16 protein-coding genes and 1 tRNA gene are annotated in these 22,003 nt (G+C 65.8%); 12 read left to right on the forward strand and 5 right to left on the reverse strand.

The window, feature by feature from the left end; all coding sequences use genetic code 11:
• Positions 1-65 precede the first annotated feature (65 nt).
• The 6 genes from AWC08_RS34145 to AWC08_RS34165 all read left to right on the forward strand — a co-directional run bounded on the left by AWC08_RS34145 (position 66) and on the right by AWC08_RS34165 (position 9,976).
• Entirely contained in the window at positions 66-5,630 is a 5,565-nt protein-coding gene (locus AWC08_RS34145; RefSeq protein WP_069433973.1) for a type I polyketide synthase, read from the forward strand.
• Positions 5,627-6,493, forward strand: coding sequence for an ABC transporter ATP-binding protein (locus AWC08_RS34150; protein ID WP_065132929.1), 867 nt, complete (start codon positions 5,627-5,629; stop codon positions 6,491-6,493). Before AWC08_RS34145 ends, AWC08_RS34150 begins: the two co-directional genes overlap by 4 nt.
• Positions 6,493-7,350, forward strand: a complete 858-nt coding sequence (locus tag AWC08_RS34155) for an ABC transporter permease (protein ID WP_069433972.1) — start codon at positions 6,493-6,495, stop codon at positions 7,348-7,350. Before AWC08_RS34150 ends, AWC08_RS34155 begins: the two co-directional genes overlap by 1 nt.
• Positions 7,351-7,419: 69 nt before the next feature.
• A complete protein-coding gene (locus AWC08_RS34160; protein WP_069433971.1) occupies positions 7,420-9,183 on the forward strand; it encodes a PE family protein in 1,764 nt (587 codons plus the stop codon).
• Between the two features lie 17 nt (positions 9,184-9,200).
• Positions 9,201-9,374, forward strand: coding sequence for a hypothetical protein (locus tag AWC08_RS36925; protein ID WP_156803089.1), 174 nt, complete (start codon positions 9,201-9,203; stop codon positions 9,372-9,374).
• Between the two features lie 260 nt (positions 9,375-9,634).
• Positions 9,635-9,976, forward strand: coding sequence for a hypothetical protein (locus AWC08_RS34165; protein ID WP_065132926.1), 342 nt, complete (start codon positions 9,635-9,637; stop codon positions 9,974-9,976).
• A gap of 9 nt (positions 9,977-9,985) precedes the next feature.
• Here AWC08_RS34165 and AWC08_RS34170 read toward each other — a convergent pair whose 3' ends face one another.
• Positions 9,986-14,467 carry a non-ribosomal peptide synthetase gene (locus AWC08_RS34170; protein ID WP_069433970.1) on the reverse strand — a complete coding sequence of 1,494 codons (4,482 nt, stop codon included), beginning with the start codon at positions 14,465-14,467 and terminating at the stop codon, positions 9,986-9,988.
• 210 nt (positions 14,468-14,677) lie between these two features.
• On the opposite strand from AWC08_RS34170, the gene AWC08_RS36930 reads away from it, so the two are divergent.
• Positions 14,678-14,821, forward strand: a complete 144-nt coding sequence (locus tag AWC08_RS36930) for a hypothetical protein (RefSeq protein WP_156781132.1) — start codon at positions 14,678-14,680, stop codon at positions 14,819-14,821.
• Positions 14,822-14,964: 143 nt separating this feature from the next.
• Positions 14,965-16,104 (forward strand): zinc-binding dehydrogenase, encoded by a 1,140-nt coding sequence (locus AWC08_RS34175; RefSeq protein WP_069433969.1) that lies wholly within the window; start codon positions 14,965-14,967, stop codon positions 16,102-16,104.
• Between the two features lie 6 nt (positions 16,105-16,110).
• Here the strand turns inward: AWC08_RS34175 and AWC08_RS34180 are convergent, their stop codons facing one another.
• A complete protein-coding gene (locus AWC08_RS34180) occupies positions 16,111-16,527 on the reverse strand; it encodes a nitroreductase/quinone reductase family protein (RefSeq protein WP_174900804.1) in 417 nt (138 codons plus the stop codon).
• A 95-nt stretch (positions 16,528-16,622) separates the two neighbouring features.
• On the opposite strand from AWC08_RS34180, the gene AWC08_RS34185 reads away from it, so the two are divergent.
• Positions 16,623-17,177 (forward strand): TetR/AcrR family transcriptional regulator, encoded by a 555-nt coding sequence (locus AWC08_RS34185; protein ID WP_065132953.1) that lies wholly within the window; start codon positions 16,623-16,625, stop codon positions 17,175-17,177.
• Here AWC08_RS34185 and AWC08_RS34190 read toward each other — a convergent pair.
• Positions 17,168-17,662, reverse strand: a complete 495-nt coding sequence (locus AWC08_RS34190) for a nitroreductase family deazaflavin-dependent oxidoreductase (RefSeq protein ID WP_083271187.1) — start codon at positions 17,660-17,662, stop codon at positions 17,168-17,170. The genes AWC08_RS34185 and AWC08_RS34190 overlap by 10 nt on opposite strands.
• A 78-nt stretch (positions 17,663-17,740) precedes the next feature.
• Between AWC08_RS34190 and AWC08_RS34195 the strand changes: the two genes are divergently transcribed.
• On the forward strand, positions 17,741-18,571 hold the full coding sequence (locus AWC08_RS34195; protein ID WP_069433966.1) for an LLM class F420-dependent oxidoreductase: 831 nt from the start codon (positions 17,741-17,743) through the stop codon (positions 18,569-18,571).
• An 84-nt stretch (positions 18,572-18,655) separates the two neighbouring features.
• On the opposite strand, the gene AWC08_RS34200 is transcribed toward AWC08_RS34195, so the two are convergent.
• Both AWC08_RS34200 and AWC08_RS39335 read right to left on the reverse strand, forming a co-directional pair.
• Positions 18,656-18,726, reverse strand: a tRNA-Cys gene (locus tag AWC08_RS34200).
• A 65-nt stretch (positions 18,727-18,791) separates the two neighbouring features.
• Positions 18,792-18,917, reverse strand: coding sequence for a hypothetical protein (locus AWC08_RS39335; protein ID WP_269456603.1), 126 nt, complete (start codon positions 18,915-18,917; stop codon positions 18,792-18,794).
• Positions 18,918-19,160: 243 nt separating this feature from the next.
• On the opposite strand from AWC08_RS39335, the gene AWC08_RS34205 reads away from it, so the two are divergent.
• Positions 19,161-21,671, forward strand: a complete 2,511-nt coding sequence (locus AWC08_RS34205) for a SpoIIE family protein phosphatase (protein ID WP_083271188.1) — start codon at positions 19,161-19,163, stop codon at positions 21,669-21,671.
• The gene (locus AWC08_RS34210; protein WP_065132919.1) at positions 21,671-21,991 is read left to right on the forward strand and encodes an STAS domain-containing protein; all 321 of its coding nucleotides are present in this window, start codon (positions 21,671-21,673) and stop codon (positions 21,989-21,991) included. The genes AWC08_RS34205 and AWC08_RS34210 overlap by 1 nt, the downstream gene beginning before the upstream one ends.
• The last annotated feature ends 12 nt before the right edge of the window (positions 21,992-22,003 follow it).

Below are 22,003 nucleotides of genomic sequence, written 5' to 3' on the forward strand. Positions count from 1 at the left end.
CAGGCAACCTCCCGGCAGCGATCAAGCGATAGTCGCGATCGGTCTGTCGGTCAGAAAGGATGAACATGCGCGCCGAGCAAGGCACTCGAGAACCCTTGGCGGTAGTCGGAATCGGGTGTCGCTTTCCAGGCGGCGCCGACACCCCACAAGAGTTCTGGACTCTGCTGTGCAGCGGCACCGACGCGACCTGCGTCGTCCCCGAGACACGCTGGAACGCCGACAAATACCACGACCCGAACCCGGCCAAGGTCGGCAAGATGGTCACCCGCCGCGGCGGGTTCCTCCCCGAGATCGACAAATTCGACCCCCAGTTCTTCGGCATCTCCCCGCGCGAGGCGAACCTGCTCGACCCGCAGCAACGGTTGATGCTGCAGACCACGTGGGAGGCGTTGGAAGACGGCGGTATCCCGGCAGACGACTTGGCCGGCACCGACGTCGGCGTGTTCATCGGCGGCTTCACTCTTGACTACCAGCTGCTGCAGAACCAGGGCCGCACCAGTCGCTACCGCTTCAAGACCCATTCCGCCACCGGAATGATGATGACGATGCTGGCCAACCGGATCTCGTTCACCTTCGACTTCCGCGGTCCGAGCATGACGGTCGATACGGCATGCTCAAGCTCACTGGTGGCGGTACACCTTGCGGCGCAGAGCATCTGGAATGGCGAATGTCATCTGGCGCTGGCCGGCGGCGTCAACATCATGGTCGGCCCCAACACGGCCATCGCCGAATCCAAGAGTGGGTTCCTCAGCCCCGACGGGCGGTGCAAGGCATTCGACGAGTCCGCTGACGGTTACGCGCGAGGAGAAGGCGGCGCCGTCGTCGTCATCAAGCCACTCGATCAGGCGCTCCGGGCCGGGGACGAGATATACGCGCAGATCCTGGGCACTGCGGTGTCGCAGGACGGCCACACCGACAGCATCACCGTCCCCAGCGAGGCAGCGCAACAGGCCGCGATCACCACAGCCCTGCAGCGTGCCGGCGTGCGCCCCGACGAGATCGGGTACGTGGAGGCGCACGGCACCGGCACCCCGGTCGGCGACCCGGTCGAAATGCAGGCCCTGGCCAGCGCGCTCGCCGCGGACCGGCCCGCGACGAGTCCTCTGCTGATCGGATCGGTCAAGACCAACATCGGTCATCTCGAGGCCGGCGCCGGTGTCGCCGGACTGATCAAGACGGCCCTGGTGCTCAAGCACGGCTACATCCCAGCGAACCTGCATTTGAAGAACCCCAGCGGGCGCATTCCGCTGGCGGAACTGAACATCGACATTCCGCGAACCGGTCGGCAGTTTCCCGCCGGCAAACCGCGCCTGGCGGGGGTCAACTCTTTCGGCTTCGGCGGCACCAACGCGCACGTTGTGCTCGCCGAACCGCCGTCCGGCACCGGAGCGTCCGTGCCGTCTGGACGTCCCCCGCTGGCGGTGCTGCCCATCTCGGCGCGCAACGAGGACGCCCTGCTGGCGACCGCGCAGAACCTGGCGCAGCACCTGCGCGCCCATCCCGATCTGACGCTGCGAGATCTCGGTTACACGCTGGGCCGACGCCGCTCGCATCTGAACTATCGGCGTGCCCTCGTTGCCGACAGCGTCGCGGACGCGCGAGATCAACTGCAAGCACTGGCCGATGGCGGGCAGATTGCCGTGCAACGCATCCAGCCGACCACGCCGAAACTGGCCTTCGTGTGCACCGGCATGGGCCCGCAGTGGTGGAAGATGTGCCGGGGGCTGCTCGATGTCTATCCGGCCTTCACCGAGAGCATCGTGCGAAGCGATCGCGAGTTGTCCCGCTACACGGACTGGTCGTTGATCGATGAACTTCTGGCCGACGAGTCCCGATCCCGGATGGCGCAGACCGCGATAGCGCAGCCGGCCAACTTCGCGATCCAGGTGGCACTTGCGGCACAACTCGGGCAGTGGGGGATCAAACCCGACGCGGTGATCGGACACAGTGCCGGTGAGGTGGCCGCACATCACCTCGCCGGTGTGCTGACCTTCGAGGACGCCGTCCAGGTGATCTATCACCGCAGTCGCCTTCAGCAACGCACCACTGGACTCGGTCGCATGCTCGCCGTCGGCCTCGGCGCCGACGTGCTGGTGCACACGCTCGACGACAAAGCGCGCGACGAGATCGGGCGGCGGGTCTCCATCGCTGCCATCAACAGCCCGTCGGCGGTGACCATCGCCGGCGACAGTGACGTGCTGGACGACATCGCCGCCCAGCTCGACGACGCGAAGGCCTTCAATAGGTTCCTCAACGTCCAGGTGCCCTACCACACCCATTACATGGACGCGGTGAAAGACGACCTCCGCAGCGCTCTGCAGGGGCTGTCCTCGGATAACGCAACCATCCCGCTGTACTCCACGGTCACCGGTGAACTGTTGGAACGCTACACCGCCGGTGCCGCCTACTGGTGGCAGAACACCCGTGCCACAGTACTTTTCGAGCCCGCGGTCCGTCGTATGCTGGAAGACGGATACACGCACTTCGTCGAGTTGGGCCCGCACCCCGTTCTGGCGTCGTCGCTCGTCGAGATCGCCGGCAGCCAGAACACAGACCGCAAGACCGATGTCGTTGTCATCGCCGCCCAGCGTCGCGACGACGACGATGCGCGCACGCTGATGAATTGCGTCGGCGCACTGCACTGTCACGGCCACCGGATCGCGTGGGGGGCGCTCTATCCCGGCGGGGGAGCGCGACTGCTCAAGCTGCCCGGCTACCCGTGGCAATCCAAACGCTTCTGGAACGAGACCCAGGAGGCCGTGGAGGACCTGCACTACAACCCGATCCACCCCCTGCTGGGGCAACCGGTGAGTGCGGTGCACCCCACCTGGGAAGTCGAGTTGAGCACCGCCATGGCGCCCTTCCTCGCCGACCATCAGGTGCAGGGCAGCACGGTCGTGCCCGGGGCGGCGTTCGTCGAAATGGCGCTGGCGGCAGCGCAAACCAGTTACGGATCATCGAACCACTGTGTCGACAACCTCGTACTCAAACGCGCCCTCATCCTCGACGAAACCTGCGATCCGGTGCTGCGCACCACGCTCAACCAGGACACCGGAACCCTGGAATTCGCCGCATTCACCGCGACCCGCGATGGGGAACTGCAGTGGGCGATCACGGCCACCGCGGAATTGAACACTCGCCCAAGGACATCCGGGCCCGGCCGCACTGACACCGCGCAAGACGGCGAACTAGTCACCACGCTCAGCGGCGAGGAGTTCTACGACCGCACCCGCGCCGTCGGCTTCGCATACGGGGAGGCGTTTCAGACCGTCACGAAACTGACATGCGGTGATGGCTGGGCCACCGCCGCGATCTCCATTCCGGCGCCGATCACCGCCGAACTCGACCGATATGGATTCCACCCCGCGCTCATCGACGGCGCGTTCCAAACGCTGTTCGGCGCGAACATCCTCGGGCAGGACGCCGACCAGAGCCCCTACCTTCCCACCCGCATCCGCCGCAGCGTCATCTACGGTTCTCCGCGGGAAAACATGACCGCTCACGTGAGCGTCGTGTCGGCCACCAGGGAGCTGATCGAAAGCGACATCACGATCACCGACGGCTCGGGGCAGCCGCTTGCCGTCTTCACCGGTTTCACCGTCGAATCCCTCAGCGCCTCGTCTCGCCTGTCACCCGAGCGTATCGACAAGGGGCTCTACGAGATTCAATGGGAAGCGATCGAGGACACCGGGCACGAGGACACCGGGCACAATCAGGAGAACGCGGCCCACGAACGCGGCTGGCTCGTCCTCGTCGACAACGCCGGCGTCGGCGCCGAGGTTGTGGAACAGCTGCGCAGCCGTGGCCAGCGGGTGCATGCCGTCGAGCGCCGGTCCGGCGCGGCACTGACCGAAGTCGACGGAGGGTACGCGGTCGATCCTGAGCACCCCGCACAGCTACGCCAATTGCTGGCAGCATATGTGCAACGTGCAGACGACTTCGCCGGGGTGGTCAACTGCTGGCCGCTGGATATCGCCGACGGCTCCGAAACCGACTGCCAGGCAGGACTTTTTGCCATCCTGCGCCTCGTCAAGGCGCTCGCTGAGCACGACACTGTCCGCCCACGCTTGTATTTGATCACCGGCAACGCGCAACCGGCACCCGGAACGAGCACGCTTGCCGTCGACCAGGCCCCGGTCTGGGGGCTCGGCCGTGTCATCGGGCACCAGGAATTCGCCAATCAGTGGGGCGGGCTGCTCGACATCGACGACGCCGACGCCCCAGCGCAGAATGCCGCGCGAATCTGTGAGCACCTCCTCGCCGACGACCCCGAGGACCAGGTGGCGATACGGGGCGAGACCAGCTATGTGCCCCGGCTTCGCCTGTGCGGCGGCCTGACCAGACCATTCCCCACCAAACTCACCAGCGATGCCACCTATGTGGTCACCGGTGGGGGCGGCGCCCTCGGCCGGATCGTGGCCACCTACCTCGCCGAGCGCGGCGCGCGGCACATCGCATTGCTGAGCCGAACCGAGGTCCCGTCGCGGGAGGGGTGGCCGGCACTGGCCCGGAACAGCGCGCACTACGCCACCGTCGACACCATTCAGACGATCGAACGCTTCGGTGCGCAGGTGATCACCGCCAGTGTCGACATCACCGACGCCGACCAGGTCCAGGCGTGGCTGCGCAATCACATCCGGGCCGGCGGCCGACCGGTCCGCGGCGTCATCCACGCCGCCGGGTCAGTTGACGATCAACTCCTGGTGAACATGAGTGAAGCCGATTTCGCCACGGTGCTGGCTCCGAAAATCACCGGTACCCGGTTGCTGCACAACGCTTTCCGAGGCTGCGACCTGGAATTCTTCGTGATGTTCGGCTCGGCCGGTTCGGTCATCGCCTCGCCCGGGCAGGGCAACTATGCCGCCGGCAACGCGTTCCTCGATGCCTTCGCGCACTATCGGCAGGCCCACGGGCTGCCCGCGCTCACCATCGGATGGGGCCCCTGGTCGGTGGGCATGGTGGAGGAACTCAAGCTGGAAAAAGTGTACGCACAGCGTGGAATCGAGCTCATCACGCCCGCGGCGGGCACCCGCATACTCGACCGGCTGATCAATCAGCAGACCCCCAACGTCGTTGCCATCAGCGCCGACTGGAGGCGGGCCCGCACCGCCGGGATCGGCGCGGAGCTCCCGCGGATGTTCTCGGAGCTGGGTACGGCCGAGACTGGGCCTGATCCGGTGGATTCTCAATCGTCGGTACTCGAGTTCCTGTCGGCTATTCCTGACTCCGACCGGCTCGACGCCGTCGCGGGCCATGTTCGTCAGATAGCTGCTGCGGTATTCGATCTCGGCGTCGGCGACATCGGTCTTGACGACACCCTCAACGACATCGGCCTGGACTCGATGATGGCCATGGACTTTCGGGTGCGGCTCAATTCGATGTTCGTAATCGACCTGCCGGTGCTCGAACTACTCAGAGGCGTGACTGTCAACTCGCTGGCCGCCCGGATACTTGCGGAGCTGGCGCTGCCCGGTGCCGACGCCGCGGCGCCCGGGGATCAGACATCGGAACCGGCAGTCGCTGACGACGACGTCGAGCGACTCCTCGAACAGCTGTCCGAAGCCGAACTGCGGCAGCTACTGGCCGAACTCGAAGAAGGCGAGCGGCACGCCGGAGGGGCATCGTCGTGAGTTCGGCTCCGGGCACCGCCACCGATCAGCCGTCCGCGGTGCGCGTCCGCGGTTTGTCCAAGGCCTACGGACGGATTCAGGCGGTACGGGAACTGGACCTCGATGTCGGATACGGCGAGATATTCGCCATTCTGGGACCCAACGGCGCGGGCAAGTCGACCACCATCGAAATTCTCGAGGGCCACCGCAAACGCGATGCCGGTGACGTACGGGTGCTGGGCGCAGATCCCGGAACCGCCGGCAGGTCCTGGCGCGCCAGGATCGGCATCGTGCTGCAGGAGGCCAGCGACTTCGGCATGCTGACCGTGTCCGAAACCATCCAGATGTTCGCGAAATGCTATGGCAGATACCGGGTTCCCGATGAAGTGCTCGAACTCGTCGGGCTCGGTTCGGTGTCGGGTTCGAAGGTGCGGACGCTTTCCGGCGGCCAACGCCGTCGGCTCGACGTCGCGCTCGGCATCATCGCCATGCCCGAACTGCTCTTCCTCGACGAACCGACGACCGGGTTCGACCCGGAAGCCAGACGGCAGTTTTGGGACCTGATCAGGCTGTTGGCCGACGACGGCACGACCATCGTGCTCACCACCCATTACCTGGACGAAGCCGCCACCCTGGCCGACCGCGTGGCCGTCATCGCCGCGGGACGAGTGGTCGCAGTCGATTCGCCGGCCAAGTTGACCGGCTACGTGAACGCGGCGGCGACGGTCCGGTGGCTGGAGGGCGACCAGGTCCACGTGGAGGAGACCGATCATCCGACCGAGCTGATCAGACAGCGGTCCCGCGACGGAGCGGAATTGACTCAACTGACCGTCACCCGGCCAACGCTGGAAGACGCGTATCTGCAGCTGATCGGCCACGCATGATGTCCATCGACCAGGCAAGAAGCACCCGACCGATCAAACACCGCGCCGCTGAGCCGGATTCGGCGCTGCCTTCGTCGCTGTGCATCGGACTGTCGCGGGTGATCCCCGAACTCAAGATGTTCTACCGCCGGCCCGAGCAGGTGGCGCTGACGTTTTCGATGCCGGCTGTCATCTGCATCCTGCTGGGATCGATCTTCTCCGCGAAGCTGCCGGATAGCGATACCAGCACCGGCGCCGTGATAGCCGCGAGCATGCTGGCCTACGGCATCCTCTCGACATCCTTCATCAACCTGGGTATCAGCATCGCAGCCGACCGTGACACCGGCGCCTTGCGGCGGCTTCGCGGGACGCCGACAACCGCGTCGTCGTATTTCATCGGCAAGATCCTTCTGGTTACCGTCGCCAGTCTCGCCGAGGCCGTGGTGCTGCTTTCGGTCGGAGTGCTGATCTTCAAATTGCGGTTACCGGCAACCGTTTTCGGCTGGTTCACGCTGACCTGGGTGTTTGTGCTGGGCATCGTCAGCTGCTCGCTACTGGGCATCTTCATCAGCAACTTCGCCAGCAATGCGGTCTCGGCGGCCGTCCTGACCAACGGCCCAGCGGTCGGCTTGCAGTTCGTGTCCGGAACCTATGTGCCGCTGATGGTGTTACCGGCGTGGATGTTGACGCTGGGCTCCCTGTTCCCGGTGAAATGGATGGCTCAGGGCTTCCGGTCGGTGCTGTTGCCGCAGAACATGGTCGTATTCGAACCGGCCGGCAGTTGGGAGCACTGGCAGACGTTCTTCGTCTTGACGGGATGGAGTATCGGCGGGTTGATCGCCTGTCTTGCCGTTTTCCGGTGGTCCGACAAGAACTGACGCAACGCGATAGCATCCACCGCTGGGCAGCGCTTCTGGGGCGCACACGGGATGGCAGGAGTGGCGTCAATGTCGGTTGTGGTTGCCGAGCTGGACGCGATGGCCTCGGCGGCGACCGAATTGAGCCGGATCGGTGCGACGATCGGTTCGGCCAATGCGCAGGCGGTGCTGCCGACCACCCAGATCGCCGCCGCGGCGGCCGACGAGGTCTCTCGGGCAGTAGCCGCCACGTTCGGTGCATTCGCCCGCGACTATCAAGCGCTCGGCACCCAAGTGGCCGCATTCCACGACCGGGTGGTCGGGGTCCTCGAGTCCGCGGCGCAGGCGTACGCGAACGCCGAGGCTGCGGGTGCGTCGCTGCTGGCAGGCGGCGCAGCCGCGTCCGCCGCCGAGCCCGCGGCGGCGCCGGCCCTGACGCTCAACGCGTCCACGGCCCTCATCATGGGACCCACCGGAAACCCCAGGCCCTCAGGCCATTACCTCCGCCAGGTCTACAACCTCTACGTCCGGCCCTTCTTCCCCGGCGCGGCCCCGTTCGGCTTGACCACACCCGAACAGTTCCAGCCGTTCAGCGGGATTCCCAGCCTGACCTTCGACGAATCGGTGGCCCGCGGGGCGTCCATCCTGCATGGCGCAATCATGGCCGAATACGCGGCGGGACGAGACGCCGTCGTACTCGGCTTCTCGCAGAGCGCCTCGGTGGCCACCATGGAAATGCGGCACCTGGCAAGCCTGCCTGCGGACATGCGTCCGGGCCCGGATCAGTTGTCGTTCGTGTTGCTGGGTAATCCCAACAACCCCAACGGCGGCATCCTGGCCCGGTTTCCCGACGTGTACCTTCAGCCTCTCGGATTGACTTTTTCCGGCGCCACACCGGACACCATTTATCCGACGACTGTCTACACCCGCCAATACGACGGCTGGGCCGACTTTCCCCAGTATCCACTCAACGTCGTGTCCTCCGCCAATGCGATTCTGGGCATCTTCTATTCGCACGGGACCTACCAGGAGTTGACGGCCGCGCAAATCGCCGCAGGCATCGTTTCGCCGGTATCTCCCGGTGCCACCGACATCACCTACGTCCTGATTCCCACCGAGGATCTGCCGCTGCTGCAGCCATTGCGCGGGGTCGTGCCCGAACCTGTGCTCGATCTCGTGCAACCGAACCTGCGGGTGATCGTGGAGATGGGCTATGACCGCACCGGTTACGCGGACGTGCATACGCCGGCGGGCCTGTTTCCCACACATCTCGATCCGTTCGCCGTGACGGCCGATTTCGCCCGCGGCACCGAACAGGGCGTCAATGCTGCCCTGTTTGATCTGGGACTGCCGCAACTACCGGACAGCGTTATCCCTGAGGGTTTTTCGTTGCCGATCGCGGTCACACCGCCGGCCCTGCCCGCCGGCATTCCGGTGCCTCCGCAGCTCGCTCCCGCCATCAGCGGGCCCCTGGACAACCTGGATCGATTGGTGAGCACCGTCATCAACGATCAGATCGATCCCGTCATCACCTCGAGCATCTATCAGCTCGGTGATTCACTGTCGGACGCGGCGATCAGCCACGGCGCTCCCGCCGCCGTGGTCAATGCGATCGAAATCGGACGGCTGGTGTCACCCATTTTGATCGCGGGACCCGGGTACTTCGTGACGTCGGATCTGCACTACTTCGCCACTGGCGTCGATCATCTGGTGGCCGGTGACCTTGGCGGCTTCAACCAGTACATGCAACTCATTCCCGCAACCAACGCGATGTTCGGTGTCTTCGGGATCGGTATCGGCGCGGTCGCCGTGGGGTCGGCTCTCACGGGCCGGCCCTTCCCGTTCAGCGCCTGACCGGATTGACGCGCGGGATGGTCGACGCCGACCCCACCCGCGCCGCCTACAACACCGTCATCGCCACCGTGCTGGTCCGGCGATTCGCCGTAAGGGTGGCGGTCGGCGCCGCCGGCAGCGCTCATGTCAGCAACGGCGGTACCGGCGACAACGCGGTCACGGTGGTGTCCTTGGCGGCGCCGACCGGCTGACTTACGTTCGGGCACAGCATAATCGGGAAGACGGAGGTGCCCTGTGGCCGGTGTGCTGCGCCACGCCGGCACGTCAGGATCATTTTGAGCCTTCCCGCGCAGGTCGTGGCCTGCAAGACTCTCATATGCCAAAGATCAACCGATCGGGGTCAGGCCACTCAGGAGGTCCGCTCACCTATGCGCCATTGCCGCGGATCATCCACAAGTATCGATCACCGCTTGGATTCGGCTGTATTGATTCACCGTCTCAAGGAGTCGAAATGACAAACCAGCTCACTCGCCGCGCCGCTGCGATACTGGGTTGCGCTGCGGCACTTGCCTTTCCTACGGCGGTTGCCAGCGCTGATCCGCCTGACCCGCACCAGCCGGACATGACTAAAGGCTTCTGTCCCGGCGGCCGGTGGGGTTGGGGCAATTTGGCGGTATGCGACGGCGAGAAGTACCCCGACGGGTCGTACTGGCACCAGTGGATGAAGACCTGGATGGTCGGTCCGCAGTTCTACTACGACTGCGTCAGTGGCGACGAGCCGATGCCCGGTCCGCCGCCACCCGGCGGCTGCGGCGGAGCGATTCCGCCCGAGGGGGCCGCGCCGGCGAACTGACCGCCGCGGTCACAACGACGGCAGCTGGTCGAGTTCGACGATTGACGGCAGCGGTCGCCGCGGGTCGTCAATCACCACCGTCAACAGCTTCTGCAGGCGTTGAACGATGAGTTCCACGGCTGCGGGCGAGAAGACCGAAGTACGGTATTCAACGACCCCACTGATTCCGGCGGCTTCGCCGGTATCCGTGAAGTGCTCGGCCAGGGACAACAGAAAGTTCATCCGCGCGGTCCCGGTGTGTGCGGAAATCGGGGTGATGTCCAAATCGCCGAGTATCAGCTCCGCGGGTTTGTTGTTCTGCCACGCCAGCATGACCTGCGTCAACGGCCCCGGCGGGAACGAACGGGCGGCGTTGATCCGGTCGACGAGCATCCCGTAAGGCATGTCCTGGTGGTCGAATGCTTGCAAGCTGTGGTGCCGCACCTGATCCAACACACGTGCGAAGTCCATGTCGTCGGCCAACTCGACGCGTAGCAACACGGTGTTGACGAAGATGCCGACCAGGTCGTCGAGCATCGGGTGGCGGCGCCCGGCGACGGCAATGCCCACGACAACGTCGCTGCTGGCGGCCAGTTGTGAGAGCAGCACGGTCAACCCCGCTTGAACGACCATGAAGCTGGTGGCATGGTGCTCACGCGCCAGCCGGTTCACCTGGCGGTGCAACGTCGCGGGCCACTGTACGACCGCCGTATCGCCATGGTTGTCATACGAAGTGGGGCCGGCGTCGGCCAGGGACAACGCGGAGGGTGCGGGCATGTCCGCGAGCGTCTGTTCCCAGTACCGAAGTTCGGCGGCGATCACGCTGTCGTCGTCCGCCGGATCACCTAGATGTGCACGTTGCCACAGCGCGTAGTCGATGTACTGGATCGGCAACGGCTCCCAGAGCGGCGCCTGCCCGGCCCTTCTGCTGCGGTAGGCCACGCTGAGATCGGCGGCCAGCGGGGCCAGTGACCAGCCGTCGACCGCGATGTGGTGCAGCACGAGAGCCAGCACGTGTTCGTCATCGGACCGTCGGTAAAGCCGGGCCGACAGGGGCAGCTCGGCAGCGACGTCGAATTGGTGGCGGGCTTGCGAGGCAACGGCTTCGATGATCCGGTCCGGCGTCCAGCTGGTGGCATCGGTGACCTCCCAGCGCAATTCGGTCTCTTCCACCGGCAGGACCATCTGGTGCGGTACGCCGTCGACGGCTGGGTAGATGGTTCGCAACGGCTCGTGGCGATGCACCAGATCGGTCAAAGCCAGTGCCAGTGCCTGCGTATCGAATTGGCCCCGCAACTCGAAAACCCAGGGTATGTTGAACACCGCAGACGGCCCCTGCGCTTGGATGACACTCCACATGCGTTGTTGGGCAAGGGATAAGGGGACGGTTTTCGGCCGCTCAACCTGCGCAAGCGATATCGGCGCAGCGGTTCCCGTGTTGACGTGCGGCGTCAACTGGGCGACGGTCGGGGCGTCGAACAACACCCGCACGGACACGTCCGCGGCCAGGGCGGTGTTGACCGCCGCGACCACACGCATCGCCAGCAATGAGTCGCCGCCGAGGTCGAAGAACGACTGGTCGGCACCGACGCGCTCCAGGCCGAGGACCCGCGCAAAGATCCCGGCGACGATTTCCTCTACCGGCGTTGCCGGCGCCCGGTACCCGGCGGTGGTGTATTCGGGAACGGGCAGGGCGGCGACGTCGAGTTTGCCGTTGACGGTCAGCGGCAACTTGCTGAGCGCCATCACGGCCGCCGGAAGCATGTAATCGGGTAGATGGTCCCGGAGTCCGGCGCGGACCGCGTCGGGTTCGGCCTCGCCGGTGATATAGGCCACCAGGCGTTTCACGCCCGGACTGTCTTCGCGGGCGATGACGACGGCGTGCTCCACACCCGTCGACCGAACCAGCGCCGCGGTGATCTCGGCCGGCTCGATGCGGTAGCCGCGAATCTTCACCTGCTCATCGGAGCGACCCTGGTACTGCAGCTGTCCATCAGGACCCCAACAGGCCAGGTCTCCGGTGCGGTACATACGGCTTCCCGGCGCCGCGGCCCCAGCGAACGGGCACGCCACGAAGCGCGACGCGGTTAATCCCGGTCGACGCCAATACCCAACTCCCACTTGGCTTCCGGCGACGTAGAGTTCCCCGACGACGCCCACCGGCACCTGCCGCAACCAGCGGTCCAACACGAAAATTGCCGTCGCCGGCAGTGGTCGCCCGATCGGCGCCACCCCTGACCCGGCGGTCAGCGGTGCGCTGACCGACACGCAGACGGTGCATTCGGTAGGGCCGTAGGCGTTCACCATCACCCGCCCGGGGGCCCAGCGGTCCACTACCTCGGCGGTGCAGACTTCGCCACCGACAACCAGCGCCGTACCGGTCAACCCTTCGGTCGGCAACGCCGCAACGGCCGAGGGCGTCTGGGTCAGCGCCGTGACGTGCTCTGCCACGAGCAAGGCGTGGAACTCGTTGGGGGAGCAGGTGACTTCCTCGCCCACCACCACCAGTCGTCCGCCGTGCAACAGTGTGCTCCAGATCTCCCACACGGAGAAATCGAAAGCGTAGGAATGGCACTGCGTCACCGCCGACTCTGCCCGGTCGCTGAGCGGGGTCGGCGCCATCGCGAGCTGCACGATATTCAGATGCGGGATCGCCACGCCCTTGGGCGTTCCGGTGGTGCCGGAAGTGTAGAGCAGATAGGCGATTTCGTCGGAGGCCGGTGCCGGCAGAGCAGTGTCGTGCCGAGCCGCGATGGCCGGATCGTCGACGTCGATGACCGGCACGTCGTGGCGATCCAGAAGATGAGTCAGCCCGGCGGTGGTCAGCACGACCACCGGTCCGGTGTCCTCCAGCAGGAGGCTGACGCGGGCTCTCGGGTGGTCTGGGTCGAGGGGCAGGTAGGCAGCTCCCGCTTTCAGGACGGCGAGGATCGCGACGATGGCCCGGCCGCTGCGGGGCAGCAGCAACGCCACCACATCACCGGGTCCGATGCCGCGTCCGGCCAGAACCGACGCCAGCCGGTTGCTCGCGGTGTCGAGTTGCCGGTAGGTCAACACGCCGTCAGCGGACGTCACGGCGACGGCTTCCGGTGTCCTGCTTACTTGGGCCGCAAACATTTCTGGAATCGATGGGCCGCCAGCGACGGGGCGTGCCAACACGGCGCGGTTGCTCCACGTCTCGATTGCGCGGTCCGCCCGCCGGTCCAGCAGATTGACTGACGACAGCCGGCGCCCCGGATCGGCCGCCATGCGTGTCAGAAGCCCTGCCAGCCGGCCGGCCAGGGCGGCACCCGCGAAATCGTTCGACGGCGCCCCGACACCGGCGGTGGTGACCAACAGCCGTTGCCCTTCATTCATGAAGAACAGACCGAACCGATCCCCACGGCCGAAGTTGGTGTATACGAGCGAAGCCGGTGCAGCACCGAAATGCGGCACGCTCGTCGGCGGAAAGAAGTTCAGCGCGACTCCCCGGTAAGGCCCACTCAAGGTTTGCACCGGAAACCATTGATGCTGCACGATTTCGCGTATCTGCGAATCCGCGTGCCGGCAGAGATCGGCGACGGACGACCCGGGTGGTGTCGTCAACGTCAGTGGAACGACCCCGGCCACCATCCCCGGGATCGTCTTCAATCTCGCACTGGTGCGTCTGGCTACCGGGAAGTCGAGTATTACCTGCGGGCCGCTGCCGTCCCAGCTCTGCACGAGAAGTCCACATGCCGCCGCGATGACCGATGATCGCCTGATGCCCAGCGCCCCGGCCAGCCCGTCGATTTCGCGCACGACGACGGGGTCGAGTTCTGTCGGCTGCGAGGCGACGTAGTAATCGTGCCCACCGGCGGCATCCGCGGTCCGGTATTCCACCGAATCGTGGTGTGGCGGAAGGTTCCCATCCCAGAATTCCCGGTCCTCCCGACAGCCGCTGGACGCTTCGTACTCCGATTCGATGCTGACCAGGTCTTGCAGCGTGCCGAAGGAGGATTTCGGAACCGGTGCGCCGGCGACGAGGGCGGAGTAGACGGTGGCAATGCGGCTGACCAACAGCACCGAACTGAATCCGTCGACAACGATGTGGTGCAGACAGAAGAGCAAGAAAGATTGATTCGGGCCGGTGCGAAACAACGCGAATCGGAATAACGGCCCGGCCCATGACATCGGCTCGCGCTGTATCACGGCGGCGAGCCGGTAGGTTTCCGCGACCGGGTCCGCTGAGCCGCTCACATCGCGGAAGGGGACCGCCACGTCCGGGTAGTCGACAACCTTCTGATAGACCTGCCCTTTCGCCTCGACAATGACGGCCCTGAGCGGTTCGCAGTCGGCTATGGCTTGGTGGACCGCGCGTTCGATCAGGGTCGGCTCGACGGCACCGTCGATAACCGCGAAAAAGCTCGCCTGCCATGGAATTCCCGAGCCGCCGGTTTCCTGCGCGAGCCAAATGTCCAGCTGACTCCGGGTCAATGGCAGACGCTGCTCGTCAAATCCCATGTCGTGGCGTTCGCCCGTGGACTTCGGCATCAGGTACCGTCAGGTCGCCGAATGGCCAAGACGCGACACCTATCTCTCGTGTGGGTGCTGCCAGGTTAACCTCGACGCTGACCCGAACCCATGCGGGCTCCGTGTCCCCTGATGGGGGGACAACGCTGTCCACTGCACGGTGGACATACCAATCCGCCGCATTGACGGCCATTCGGGGGATGTCTCGTTACTCAAGAAGCGGCAGACTTCATGTCGAAGGATGGCAAGCGCCTCCGACAGTTTCAATCACAACTACTAGAGGAGACGCTCCCGATGGCCCACGAAATCCTGTTCTGCGAGGCCGAGGCCGTGTACAGCGCGCCCGCTTTCCACGCGGAGAACGTCGTCGACTGATCGCAGCACCACACCGGTAGGAGTTCCATCCGCCTGAATTCGGGCGGGGTGGGACTCCTATTGTCGTTGGCGGCTTGTCGTCAGGTGCCCGTGGGGATTTGATGGTCTGAGCATCCGTCGCGACACAGGAACGAGGCCCCGCCATGGCCGCAGCTTTGCCCGATACCGCACTGGAACTGCGTTCACTGGTAACTTCGGCTGGCAACCTTGAACTTTCGCTGCATGAGGTCGCCGTCCCGGTGCCCGGGCACAACGAAGTGTTGGTGCGGGTGGAAGCCGCACCGATCAATCCCTCAGACCTGGGTCTCCTCGTGGCAACCGCGGACATGTCCGAGGCGACCGTCGCGGGGACACCCGAACGTCCCGTCGTCACCGCCCCCATCGGGCAGTCCTCGTTGAAGGGGCTGGCCGCGCGACTCGACCAGTCACTGCCCGTGGGTAACGAGGGTGCCGGCACGGTCGTCGCGGCCGGCTCGTCGGAAGCCGCCCAGGCGCTCGTCGGGAAAACGGTGGCGATCGTCGGTGGCGCGATGTACTCGCAATACCGAGCGGTCGACGCGTCAGCCTGTCTGGTGTTGCCGGAGGGGACCGCCGCCAGAGACGGCGCGTCGTCCTTCGTCAATCCGATGACGGCACTGGGCATGATCGAAACCATGCGCCGGGAAGGACATTCGGCCCTCGTCCACACGGCCGCGGCGTCGAACCTGGGTCAGATGCTGGTCAAGCTCTGCCAGCGCGACGAGATTCCGCTGGTCAATATCGTCCGCAAGCCCGAGCAGGAGGAATTGCTGAGATCTGTTGGGGCGGAACATGTCTGCAACTCGTCGTCGCCGTCATTCGGAGCCGACCTGGTAGCGGCCCTCAAAGCGACGTCGGCGACCCTGGCTTTCGACGCCACGGGTGGGGGCACGCTGGCCAGCCAGATCCTCAACGGTATGGAGGAGGCGATCAACGCGACCGCTGCGCAGTACTCGCGCTACGGCTCCAGCGTGCACAAGCAGGTGTACATCTACGGCGCACTCGACACCGGCCCTACCGTGCTCACCCGGAACTTCGGGATGGCGTGGGGGGTGGGAGGGTGGCTGCTCACCCCGTTCCTGCAGAAGGCGGGCGGCGAAACCTTCGCGCGGCTACGCGCAAGGGTGGCAGCCGAACTGGGCACGACCTTCGCCAGCAATTACACCCGCGAGGTGTCACTGGCCGGCATGCTCGCGCCCGATGCGTTCAACGAATACATCAAGCGGGCGACTGGAGAGAAGTTCCTGGTGGCTCCGCATACTTAGCCGCCGTCAGTCGGTGAAGTCGATGCGCACCGACACCGGCGCCGTCTCCAACGCCTTCACCACGGTGGCTCCCAGTCGACCGAACTGGCGGCCCCGCGCGACCACGTCGTCGTCGGGCCGCAACGCCGCGACCCCGGTGCGCCATCGATTGCCCTGACGCACACGAACATTCGGGTTGTCGACGATGTTGCGGCCCCAACCGGAGCGGGTGCCGTGCTGACAGATCAGCCACGCCCCACCGTCATCGAATTGCACGGACACCGGGACTCGACGCAGTTGGCCCGTCTTGCGCCCGACGGTCTCGAGTTCGGTGGCCAGCGCGGTCCGCAGGCCCAGTCTGCTCAGGCCCCTCACCGCCGGATTGAGCACGTAGCGTCCCAGAGCGCGTTCCCGCCGGAACTTCTGCAAGGTCTTGTCGTTCACGTTGGTCATGGCGCCCTCCGCAGTATACCGATTGGTCTACTCAACCATAGTAGACCAATCGGTATACTGCAAGCGATGAACCGATGGAGGAGCCGATGACCGCCCGTGAGCGCCTGATCGACAGCGCCATCGAAATGCTGCGACGGCACGGGGTGGCGGGTACCGGCTTGGCCGAACTGCTCGAGCACAGCGGCACCGCCCGGCGGTCGGTCTACGTGAACTTCCCGGGCGGCAAATCGGAATTGATGACCGAGGCGACCCGCACGGCGGGTCGGCTCATCGATTCGACGCTGGCGGGCGCGACGCCCGGCTTGGACGTGCGGGCGTCGCTTGCGGCGTTCGTCGAGTCGTGGAAGGAGACGTTGCGCTCCAGCGACTACGCCGCCGGGTGCCCCGTCGTCGCTGCCGCACTCGGGCGAACCGAGTCACCCGCGGCCGCCGACGCCGCCGGTGAAGTCTTCGCGGCCTGGCAGCACGTGCTTGCCGAACGGCTGCGCGACGAGGGAGTCGCGATCGACGAAGCGGAATCGTTGGCCACCACCATCGTGGCCGCCGTCGAGGGCGCCGTCATTCTTTGTCTGGCCGCACGGTCCACCAATCCGTTGGAGCGGACCGCGCGGATGCTCGACCGGCTGGTGGATCACGTCTGATCACTGTGCGCCATGCGCCGCAGCATCACCACGGGGATCTGCCGGCTCGTGCGCTGCTGATATTCGGTGAAGTACGGATACATCTCGACCAGACGCTGCCACAACTGCGGGCGTCGATCCGACGGGGCGAGTTGCGCCTCGACGTCGAATCGTTCATCGCCCACCTGCGCCACCGCGCGCGGATTTGCCTGCAGATTGAGCCACCAGGCCGGGTCGGTGTCGCTGCCGGCGTAGGCGGCGGCGATAACGAGCCGCTCGGCGTCTTTGACGTAGATCAGCGGAACCGTCTGCGGCTTGCCGGTCCGGCGCCCGGTGACGGTCAGCAGCATGGTCGGGTACTTGCGGTTCTGTGCCCTGCCCCCGGTCCATCGGTACATCGCGGCGTGCAGGTTGCTGAAGGTGCGGGTGAACGGGCGCATGGCCGGCCTGCTGAGTACGCGTCCGGCCGCGGAGAACGCTGCGGATGTTCGGGGCTGCCGAGTCATGGACGAAAGCTCCTCTCTGGCCGGACACAGCTTAAGGTCGTTGACAGGTGATGCGCGCCGACCGACAGGGGTAGCACGATGAAGTTCGGGATCTCCACTTTCGTCAACGACGACAGCATCGACACGGTGTCGTTGGCGCGGGCGATCGAAGAGCGCGGATTCGAGTCGTTGGTGATCGCCGAGCACACCCACATCCCGGCCAGCCGCGAATCGGCCTACCCGCTCGGCGGGGAGTTGCCGAAGATCTACTACCGGACTCTGGACCCGTTCGTCACGCTGGCCGCGGCCGCGGCCGTGACGTCGACGATCGAGCTTTTCACCGGAATCGCGCTGCTCATCCAGCGTGACCCGATCATCACGGCCAAGGAGGCCGCCAGCATCGACCTGATCTCGGGTGGGCGGTTCGTGTTCGGCGTGGGCGCCGGGTGGAACCTCGAGGAAATGCGCGACCACGGCACCGATCCGAAGACCCGCGGCGCGCTGCTCGACGAACGCATCGAGGCGATCAAGGCGCTGTGGACCGACGAACCCGCCGAGTATCACGGCAAATACGTGGACTTCCCGCCGTCCTACATCCGGCCCAAGCCGGTGCAAAAGCCGCATCCGCCCATCTACATCGGCGGCAACTCCGATGCCACGATGAAGCGGGTGATCCGGCACCAGGCGGGCTGGATCTCCAATCCGTTCCCGATCGAGGAAGTCACCCGACGCGTCAAGCAGTTGCGTAGCGGCGCCGGCCACGAGGTCCCGCTGGCGATGTTCGGCACCCCCAACAACCTCGAATACTGGCGCGCTGCAGAGGATTTGGGCTTCGGCCAGCTTGGTCTGCTGTTGCCGACCAAACCGCGCGACGAGTCGCTGCGGTTGCTCGATGACTACGCGGCCCGAGTCGCGCAGTACCGCGGCTGACGTTTCCCGCCGAGCAGACGCAAAAGCCCGTCGGAGCATGCGCTCCACGGTGCTTTTGCGTCTGCTCACCCAACAGGCTCGCGGAGCGAGTGACGGGATTCGAACCCGTGTGTACGGCTTTGCAGGCCGCTGCCTAGCCACTCAGCCACACCCGCGCGAATCCCTACCGTGCCAGCACGGACCGGTCGTGGCCCAGTGTTTGCCTCGGCCTGATCGCTACCTACCGGGCCGACCGGTCGATCTCGGTGACCGTGCCGTCCGCGGAGATTCGCGGTGTCGGGACGCAGAACAGCACCTTGTCCCGGTCCGCCAGATCGATGCTCCCGAGTGGTTGGCGATTCAACATGTGCAATGCGCCATCCTTCGGGTGCAGCGCTGGTCCAGATCAACGTAGCCTTCACGCCCGGTTCAGCCGCCGCCGAGTTTGCGGACCGGTGTTGGTGGGTAGGGATTGCGGGTGCTGTGATTGAACGTGCGGCATTCGGGCGCTGCAGGCAGTGAGACTCCCGACGACTAGGCACGAACTGATGAACAATGACCGGGGTGAACAAGAATCACCTGGTAGGGCAGGCGCAAGGCAGTGAGCCGCATCCACGAACAGCTTGACGAGTTGGTGGCGGCTCGCGACCAGCTTCAGCAACTGGTGCGGGTCATCGTCGAAATCGGGTCCGATCTTGACTTGGACCGGACGCTGCATCGCATCGTCAGTGGCGCGATGCAGCTCACCGGCGCCAGGTACGGATCTGTGGGCCTACGGGCGAACGACGGTTCTCTGTCCTCCTTCATCTACGAGGGCATCAGCGACACCACATCGCAGCGGCTGGGTGGTCTGCAGGTGGGCGACGGTTTGCGAGTGGATGATTTGAGCGCCTATCCGCAGTCCACGGCCCTTCAGGCCGACGACCCGCCGATCCGGGCGCTGCTGGCGATCCCGATCACCGTGCGAGCCGCCGATTTCGGCAACCTGTACCTCGCCGACGACCGGCCCGGCCGGGTGTTCTCTGATTCTCAAGAGGGCGCGGTGCGGGCATTGGCTACGGCCGCGGCCGCGGCCATCGACAACGCGCGGCTCTTCGAGAGAGAGCGTGAAACGGCGAGGTGGACCAACGCGAGCCGCGAAATCACCACCGCGCTGCTGTCGGGTGACCCGCAGACGGGGCCGCTGCAGCTGATCGTCAACCGGGCGCTGGAGTTGGCCGATGCCGAGCAGGCCATCCTGCTGGTGCCCGGCGAGCCCGACCTTCCGGCCCTTGAAGTCAATACGCTCGTCGTGGCCGCGACCGCGGGCCGCTACGCCTCGCAGGTCGTCGGCCAGCAAGTGCCGATGGACGCCTCCACCACCGGTGGAGTCGCGCGCCGTGGTCTGCCGCTGATCACCGATTCCTTCCAGTATCCGATCGAGGGTTTCACCGATGTCGGTGAACGCTCGGCCATCGTCATACCGCTCATCGCCGACGAGACGGTGCTTGGCGTGATCGCTGTCGCGCGTGGCCCGCAGCAGCCGGCGTTCGGCAGTGACTACCTCGAACTGGTCAGCGACTTCGCCCGGCACGCGGCGATCGCCCTGGCGCTGGCCGCGGGACGCGAGCACGCGCTCAATCAAGAACTGGCACAAGCGGATACGGTCGATGAAGCGGTGCACACCGCGGCTGAGGAACTGCGTCGGTTGTGGCGGGCGCGTCGCGTGCTGGCGGTCACCTTTCCGGCTCGCAGCGATGCCACCAAGTCGGTCGCCTACGGCGAACCGCTGGTGGTCTCCGTCGGTGAGGCGACGCAGTGGGCGGACCTGCCGCCGGAGGTGCGCGAGCGGCTCGCCTCATTGCGTGACGGTGACCTGCTCACGACCAACACCGCGACGCCGGGGACGGCAGGCATCGCCCTGCAGCACCCCGAGGGTGTGCTCGTCGTATGGATCGACCTGTCCGAACAACGACTGTTCACCCTCGAAGACCAGACCTTGCTGACGGTGCTGGCGGGCCGCCTCGGCCAAGGTCTGCAGCGGGTGCACCAGGTCGACCAGCAGCGCGAAACGGCGCTGGCGCTGCAACACGCCATTCTTGGACCCGCCGAGTTGCCGCACGGCTTCGCGGTCAGGTATCAGGCCGCCAGTCCGCCGCTGCAGGTGGGCGGGGACTGGTACGACATCGTGGACCTGGACGACGGCCGCATCGCGCTGATCGTCGGCGACTGCGTCGGCCATGGCCTGGCCGCCGCCACGGTGATGGGCCAGGTGCGTAGCGCTTGCCGCGCACTGCTTTTCGACAACTCCAGCCCCAGCGCCGTCCTCGCCGGGATGGACCGGTTCGCCGCGCGATTGCCAGGGGCAGCCTGTACCACCGCCGTCTGCGTGGTACTCAATCCCGACACCGGCGAATTGGTGTATTCCAGCGCCGGCCACCCCCCGCCCATTGTCGTCGACGCCGACGGAACGATAAGAAGGCTCGACGAAGGGCGCACCATTGCACTGGGAATGCGGCCGGGGTGGCCGCGCAGCGAGGCCCACGCGACCATGCCGGCGCGCGCCACCCTGGCCCTCTACACCGACGGGCTGGTCGAACGTCGCCGCATACCGATAGAGCACGGCATATCGCGCGCCGCCGCGTTCATCCAGGACGGCCGTACCAGCGAACTCGACGGTCTGGCAACACAGATCATGGCCGGTCTGGCCCCCAGTGACGGCTATCAGGACGACGTGGTGTTGATGCTCTATCGCCATCCCGCGCCGCTGGAGATGACGTTCCTTGCCGACCCGGAGAACCTGGCGGCGTCGCGCTCGGCGTTGCGCGACTGGTTGTCACGCGCGCGCCTGGGTGAGGATCAGGCGGCGAAGGTACTGCTGGCCGCCGGGGAAGCCGTGGCCAATGCCATCGAGCACGGCCATCGCCACAGACCCGGTGGCACCGTGACACTCGGTGCGACGGCACTGAACGACCACGTGCAACTGACCATCACCGACACCGGCTCCTGGAAGATTCCCGACCCGGACTCCTACCCCCGGCGGGGGCGCGGCATCAAGCTCATGCGCGCGCTCATGCACGACGTCACGATCGATTCCGACACCGCCGGGACAACGGTCCACCTATCCGCGAGGATCATCTGATGCCCACGTCGCTCACCTTGGACACTGCCCACGGCAAGGATGGCGCACCTGTGCTGCTGGCGGTGGGCGAAATTGATCTGAGCAACATCGACGCTTTCGACCGGGCACTGAGCGCGGCCACCGACGAGGTGGCAAGCGGCGGCCGAAAGCTGACGGTTGACCTCAGTGCTGTCGAGTATCTGGACAGCGCCGCGATCAACGCGTTGTTCACCCACGCCGAGCACATCCACCTCATCGCTCATCCGCTTCTGATGTCCATCCTCTCCATGTGCGGCCTCACGGAGTTGGTCAGCACCGAACCCGCGGCGGCAGGACACTGACGCAGCCCGGCC

This window comes from Mycobacterium gordonae, assembly GCF_002101675.1.
GTDB lineage: Bacteria > Actinomycetota > Actinomycetes > Mycobacteriales > Mycobacteriaceae > Mycobacterium > Mycobacterium gordonae.

Excerpts from the sequence above, each read along its gene's own strand:
- AWC08_RS34185 (WP_065132953.1), top strand. The coding sequence starts at position 16,623 with ATGACCGCCCGTGAGCGCCTGATCGACAGCGCCATCGAAATGCTGCGA.
- AWC08_RS34175 (WP_069433969.1), top strand. The coding sequence starts at position 14,965 with ATGGCCGCAGCTTTGCCCGATACCGCACTGGAACTGCGTTCACTGGTA.
- AWC08_RS34155 (WP_069433972.1), top strand. The coding sequence starts at position 6,493 with ATGTCCATCGACCAGGCAAGAAGCACCCGACCGATCAAACACCGCGCC.
- AWC08_RS34170 (WP_069433970.1), bottom strand. The coding sequence starts at position 14,467 with ATGCCGAAGTCCACGGGCGAACGCCACGACATGGGATTTGACGAGCAG.
- AWC08_RS36925 (WP_156803089.1), top strand. The coding sequence starts at position 9,201 with ATGGTCGACGCCGACCCCACCCGCGCCGCCTACAACACCGTCATCGCC.
- AWC08_RS34190 (WP_083271187.1), bottom strand. The coding sequence starts at position 17,662 with ATGACTCGGCAGCCCCGAACATCCGCAGCGTTCTCCGCGGCCGGACGC.
- AWC08_RS34160 (WP_069433971.1), top strand. The coding sequence starts at position 7,420 with ATGTCGGTTGTGGTTGCCGAGCTGGACGCGATGGCCTCGGCGGCGACC.
- AWC08_RS34195 (WP_069433966.1), top strand. The coding sequence starts at position 17,741 with ATGAAGTTCGGGATCTCCACTTTCGTCAACGACGACAGCATCGACACG.
- AWC08_RS36930 (WP_156781132.1), top strand. The coding sequence starts at position 14,678 with ATGTCGAAGGATGGCAAGCGCCTCCGACAGTTTCAATCACAACTACTA.
- AWC08_RS34145 (WP_069433973.1), top strand. The coding sequence starts at position 66 with ATGCGCGCCGAGCAAGGCACTCGAGAACCCTTGGCGGTAGTCGGAATC.
- AWC08_RS34210 (WP_065132919.1), top strand. The coding sequence starts at position 21,671 with ATGCCCACGTCGCTCACCTTGGACACTGCCCACGGCAAGGATGGCGCA.
- AWC08_RS34165 (WP_065132926.1), top strand. The coding sequence starts at position 9,635 with ATGACAAACCAGCTCACTCGCCGCGCCGCTGCGATACTGGGTTGCGCT.
- AWC08_RS39335 (WP_269456603.1), bottom strand. The coding sequence starts at position 18,917 with ATGTTGAATCGCCAACCACTCGGGAGCATCGATCTGGCGGACCGGGAC.